The sequence below is a fragment of the Paraburkholderia bannensis NBRC 103871 genome (assembly GCF_000685015.1).
In the GTDB taxonomy this organism is placed as follows: Bacteria; Pseudomonadota; Gammaproteobacteria; order Burkholderiales; family Burkholderiaceae; genus Paraburkholderia; species Paraburkholderia bannensis.
Genome location: NZ_BAYA01000075.1, coordinates 1 through 5,368, shown reverse-complemented (window position 1 = coordinate 5,368; position 5,368 = coordinate 1). Strand labels below are relative to the sequence as shown.

Genomic DNA, 5,368 nt, shown 5'->3' with positions numbered 1-5,368 from the left:
TAGGGAGCCTGACGATTACCTACTTTCACACGGGCAATCCGCACTATCATCGGCGTGGAGTTGTTTCACGGTCCTGTTCGGGATGGGAAGGGGTGGGACCAACTCGCTATGGTCATCAGGCTTTGACGGGTTGCTGCGTCGCGGTGGGGTTTGGTTAAACCCAGCGCCACAGCCAATCGGGAAGAAGCGTAAAGAATTCGGGGGTTGTGTTGTTTAATCTGGCACAACACTGATCTCAACCTGCATGCTCATCACTCCAGCTCTCTGGAGCAAGGCACACCTGTTATAGGATCAAGCCTTACGGGCAATTAGTATCAGTTAGCTTAACGCATTACTGCGCTTCCACACCTGACCTATCAACGTCCTGGTCTCGAACGACCCTTCAAGGGGCTTGAAGCCCCGGGGATATCTCATCTCAAGGCGAGTTTCCCGCTTAGATGCTTTCAGCGGTTATCTCTTCCGAACATAGCTACCCGGCGATGCCACTGGCGTGACAACCGGTACACCAGAGGTTCGTCCACTCCGGTCCTCTCGTACTAGGAGCAGGTCCCTTCAAATATCCAGCGCCCACGGCAGATAGGGACCAAACTGTCTCACGACGTTTTAAACCCAGCTCACGTACCTCTTTAAATGGCGAACAGCCATACCCTTGGGACCGGCTACAGCCCCAGGATGAGATGAGCCGACATCGAGGTGCCAAACACCGCCGTCGATATGAACTCTTGGGCGGTATCAGCCTGTTATCCCCAGAGTACCTTTTATCCGTTGAGCGATGGCCCTTCCATACAGAACCACCGGATCACTATGACCTGCTTTCGCACCTGCTCGACTTGTCAGTCTCGCAGTCAAGCACGCTTATGCCATTGCACTATCAGCACGATTTCCGACCGTACCTAGCGTACCTTCGTACTCCTCCGTTACCCTTTGGGAGGAGACCGCCCCAGTCAAACTGCCTACCATGCACTGTCCCCGATCCGGATCACGGACCAAGGTTAGAACCTCAAACAGATCAGGGTGGTATTTCAAGGACGGCTCCATGCAGACTAGCGTCCACACTTCACAGCCTCCCACCTATCCTACACAAACCGGTTCAAAGTCCAATGCAAAGCTACAGTAAAGGTTCATGGGGTCTTTCCGTCTAGCCGCGGGGAGATTGCATCATCACAAACACTTCAACTTCGCTGAGTCTCGGGAGGAGACAGTGTGGCCATCGTTACGCCATTCGTGCAGGTCGGAACTTACCCGACAAGGAATTTCGCTACCTTAGGACCGTTATAGTTACGGCCGCCGTTTACCGGGACTTCAATCAAGAGCTTGCACCCCATCATTTAATCTTCCGGCACCGGGCAGGCGTCACACCCTATACGTCCACTTTCGTGTTTGCAGAGTGCTGTGTTTTTATTAAACAGTCGCAGCCACCAGTTTATTGCAACCCCTTCACCCTCCTGGCGCAGGCCAGTCAAGCTACAAGGGCGTACCTTATCCCGAAGTTACGGTACCAATTTGCCGAGTTCCTTCTCCCGAGTTCTCTCAAGCGCCTTAGAATACTCATCTCGCCCACCTGTGTCGGTTTGCGGTACGGTCACTGTTGAACTGAAGCTTAGAGGCTTTTCTTGGAACCACTTCCAGTTGCTTCGTCTCCTAGGAGACTGGCCTCACACCCTTGAATTCCGCGCCCGGATTTGCCAAAGCGCCTTCTCCAATGCAAGGACCGGGACTTCCAACACCCGGACAACCTTCCGCGATCCGTCCCCCCATCGCATTCAACAATGGTGCAGGAATATTGACCTGCTTCCCATCAGCTACGCATTTCTGCCTCGCCTTAGGGGCCGACTCACCCTACGCCGATGAACGTTGCGTAGGAAACCTTGGGCTTACGGCGAGGGGGCCTTTCACCCCCTTTATCGCTACTCATGTCAGCATTCGCACTTCTGATACCTCCAGCACGCTTTTCAACGCACCTTCGCAGGCTTACAGAACGCTCTCCTACCATGCATATAAATATGCATCCGCAGCTTCGGTATATAGCTTAGCCCCGTTACATCTTCCGCGCAGGACGACTCGATCAGTGAGCTATTACGCTTTCTTTAAAGGGTGGCTGCTTCTAAGCCAACCTCCTGACTGTTTTAGCCTTCCCACTTCGTTTCCCACTTAGCTATATTTGGGGACCTTAGCTGGCGGTCTGGGTTGTTTCCCTCTTGACACCGGACGTTAGCACCCGATGTCTGTCTCCCGTGATTGCACTCTTCGGTATTCGGAGTTTGCTATGGCGACGTAATCCGCAATGGACCCATCAACCATGACAGTGCTCTACCCCCGAAGGTGATACACGAGGCACTACCTAAATAGTTTTCGGAGAGAACCAGCTATTTCCAGGTTTGTTTAGCCTTTCACCCCTATCCACAGCTCATCCCCTAACTTTTCAACGTTAGTGGGTTCGGTCCTCCAGCACGTGTTACCGTGCCTTCAACCTGGCCATGGATAGATCACCTGGTTTCGGGTCTACACCCAGCGACTGGACGCCCTGTTCGGACTCGCTTTCGCTACGCCTGCCCTATTCGGTTAAGCTTGCCACTGAATGTAAGTCGCTGACCCATTATACAAAAGGTACGCCGTCACCCCTTGCGAGGCTCCGACTGTTTGTATGCATGCGGTTTCAGGATCTATTTCACTCCCCTCCCGGGGTTCTTTTCGCCTTTCCCTCACGGTACTGGTTCACTATCGGTCGATCACGAGTATTTAGCCTTGGAGGATGGTCCCCCCATCTTCAGACAGGATTTCACGTGTCCCGCCCTACTTGTCGTACACCTAGTTCTTCCTCGCTGTTTTCGCCTACGGGGCTATCACCCACTATGGCCGCACTTTCCAGAGCGTTTGGCTAACAACGAAGATAAAGAGTACAGGCTGGTCCCATTTCGCTCGCCACTACTTTGGGAATCTCGGTTGATTTCTTTTCCTGCGGTTACTTAGATGTTTCAGTTCACCGCGTTCGCTTCACATGACCTATGTATTCAGTCATGGATACTCCATACGGAGTGGGTTTCCCCATTCGGATATCGGTGGATCAAAGCTTGTTTGCCAGCTCCCCACCGCTTTTCGCAGGCTACCGCGTCCTTCATCGCCTGTGATCGCCAAGGCATCCACCACATGCACTTGTTCGCTTGACCCTATAACGGGTGTGTCTCTGCCGTGATTGCTCACGTTGAGTCACTCGTTACAGGTTGAGTATTCGTGTTGCGCCGTATTTCAAGGCAATCTTTCGATCACTTAAAAATACATTGATACAATCACAACCCTGATTCACCTACTCCACACCCATCTCTAAGTGTGTTTCAGACGAATCTCTTTACTACTTCTTCCTGATTGTTAAAGAACGACAGCCGATATGGTGTTACTCACATCGCTCTGACTGGCTCAATCGCCAATGCAAAGTGTTCTGCAGCATTTCGCAGAAAACTGTGCATTGAAGATTGGTGGAGGATGACGGGATCGAACCGACGACCCCCTGCTTGCAAAGCAGGTGCTCTCCCAGCTGAGCTAATCCCCCAGTCACATACTCTCGGATCCGCCTGTCAGAAACAGGTGGTGGGTCTGGATGGATTCGAACCATCGACCCCCGCCTTATCAAGACGGTGCTCTAACCGACTGAGCTACAGACCCCGAGTCTGTCATTGATACAGCCGACAAGTGTGAGCGCTTAACGCTGAAGCAGCGGGCTCTGGAAAGGAGGTGATCCAGCCGCACCTTCCGATACGGCTACCTTGTTACGACTTCACCCCAGTCATGAATCCTGCCGTGGTGACCGTCCTCCTTGCGGTTAGACTAGCCACTTCTGGCAAAACCCACTCCCATGGTGTGACGGGCGGTGTGTACAAGACCCGGGAACGTATTCACCGCGGCATGCTGATCCGCGATTACTAGCGATTCCAGCTTCACGCAGTCGAGTTGCAGACTGCGATCCGGACTACGATCGGTTTTCTGGGATTGGCTCCACCTCGCGGCTTGGCAACCCTCTGTTCCGACCATTGTATGACGTGTGAAGCCCTACCCATAAGGGCCATGAGGACTTGACGTCATCCCCACCTTCCTCCGGTTTGTCACCGGCAGTCTCCCTGGAGTGCTCTTGCGTAGCAACTAGGGACAAGGGTTGCGCTCGTTGCGGGACTTAACCCAACATCTCACGACACGAGCTGACGACAGCCATGCAGCACCTGTGTTATGGCTCCCTTTCGGGCACTCCCGCCTCTCAGCAGGATTCCATACATGTCAAGGGTAGGTAAGGTTTTTCGCGTTGCATCGAATTAATCCACATCATCCACCGCTTGTGCGGGTCCCCGTCAATTCCTTTGAGTTTTAATCTTGCGACCGTACTCCCCAGGCGGTCAACTTCACGCGTTAGCTACGTTACCAAGTCAATGAAGACCCGACAACCAGTTGACATCGTTTAGGGCGTGGACTACCAGGGTATCTAATCCTGTTTGCTCCCCACGCTTTCGTGCATGAGCGTCAGTATTGACCCAGGGGGCTGCCTTCGCCATCGGTATTCCTCCACATCTCTACGCATTTCACTGCTACACGTGGAATTCTACCCCCCTCTGCCATACTCAAGCGATGCAGTCACCAATGCAGTTCCCAGGTTGAGCCCGGGGATTTCACATCGGTCTTACATCACCGCCTGCGCACGCTTTACGCCCAGTAATTCCGATTAACGCTTGCACCCTACGTATTACCGCGGCTGCTGGCACGTAGTTAGCCGGTGCTTATTCTTCCGGTACCGTCATCCCCGACGGATATTAGCCATCAGGATTTCTTTCCGGACAAAAGTGCTTTACAACCCGAAGGCCTTCTTCACACACGCGGCATTGCTGGATCAGGCTTTCGCCCATTGTCCAAAATTCCCCACTGCTGCCTCCCGTAGGAGTCTGGGCCGTGTCTCAGTCCCAGTGTGGCTGGTCGTCCTCTCAGACCAGCTACGGATCGTCGCCTTGGTGAGCCTTTACCCCACCAACTAGCTAATCCGCCATCGGCCGCCCCTATAGCGCGAGGTCTTGCGATCCCCCGCTTTCATCCGTAGATCGTATGCGGTATTAATCCGGCTTTCGCCGGGCTATCCCCCACTACAGGACACGTTCCGATGTATTACTCACCCGTTCGCCACTCGCCACCAGGTGCAAGCACCCGTGCTGCCGTTCGACTTGCATGTGTAAGGCATGCCGCCAGCGTTCAATCTGAGCCAGGATCAAACTCTTCAGTTCAAACCTGTTACTGTTTTCGGTTCTTTCGAACCGGTCGCTCACTCAAAGCTGACAGGTATCTGAATTACTTCAAAAACCTGACTTACTTTTGTGTGAGACTCTTGATACTTTTG

Annotated in this window: 2 tRNA genes and 3 rRNA genes; all 5 read right to left on the bottom strand. The window is 53.2% G+C overall.

What is annotated here, in order from left to right:
- Nucleotides 1–6: 6 nt before the first annotated feature.
- Nucleotides 7–120: ribosomal RNA gene (gene rrf / locus BBA01S_RS39245) — 5S ribosomal RNA — on the bottom strand.
- A 167-nt stretch (nucleotides 121–287) separates the two neighbouring features.
- Nucleotides 288–3,167: ribosomal RNA gene (locus BBA01S_RS39240) — 23S ribosomal RNA — on the bottom strand.
- A 304-nt stretch (nucleotides 3,168–3,471) separates the two neighbouring features.
- Nucleotides 3,472–3,547: transfer RNA gene (locus tag BBA01S_RS39235), tRNA-Ala, on the bottom strand.
- Between the two features lie 36 nt (nucleotides 3,548–3,583).
- A tRNA-Ile gene (locus BBA01S_RS45005) sits at nucleotides 3,584–3,660 on the bottom strand.
- 62 nt (nucleotides 3,661–3,722) lie between these two features.
- Nucleotides 3,723–5,255 (bottom strand): 16S ribosomal RNA (locus BBA01S_RS39230).
- Together the 16S, 23S and 5S rRNA genes with 2 tRNA genes alongside form the textbook arrangement of a ribosomal RNA operon.
- Nucleotides 5,256–5,368 lie beyond the last annotated feature (113 nt).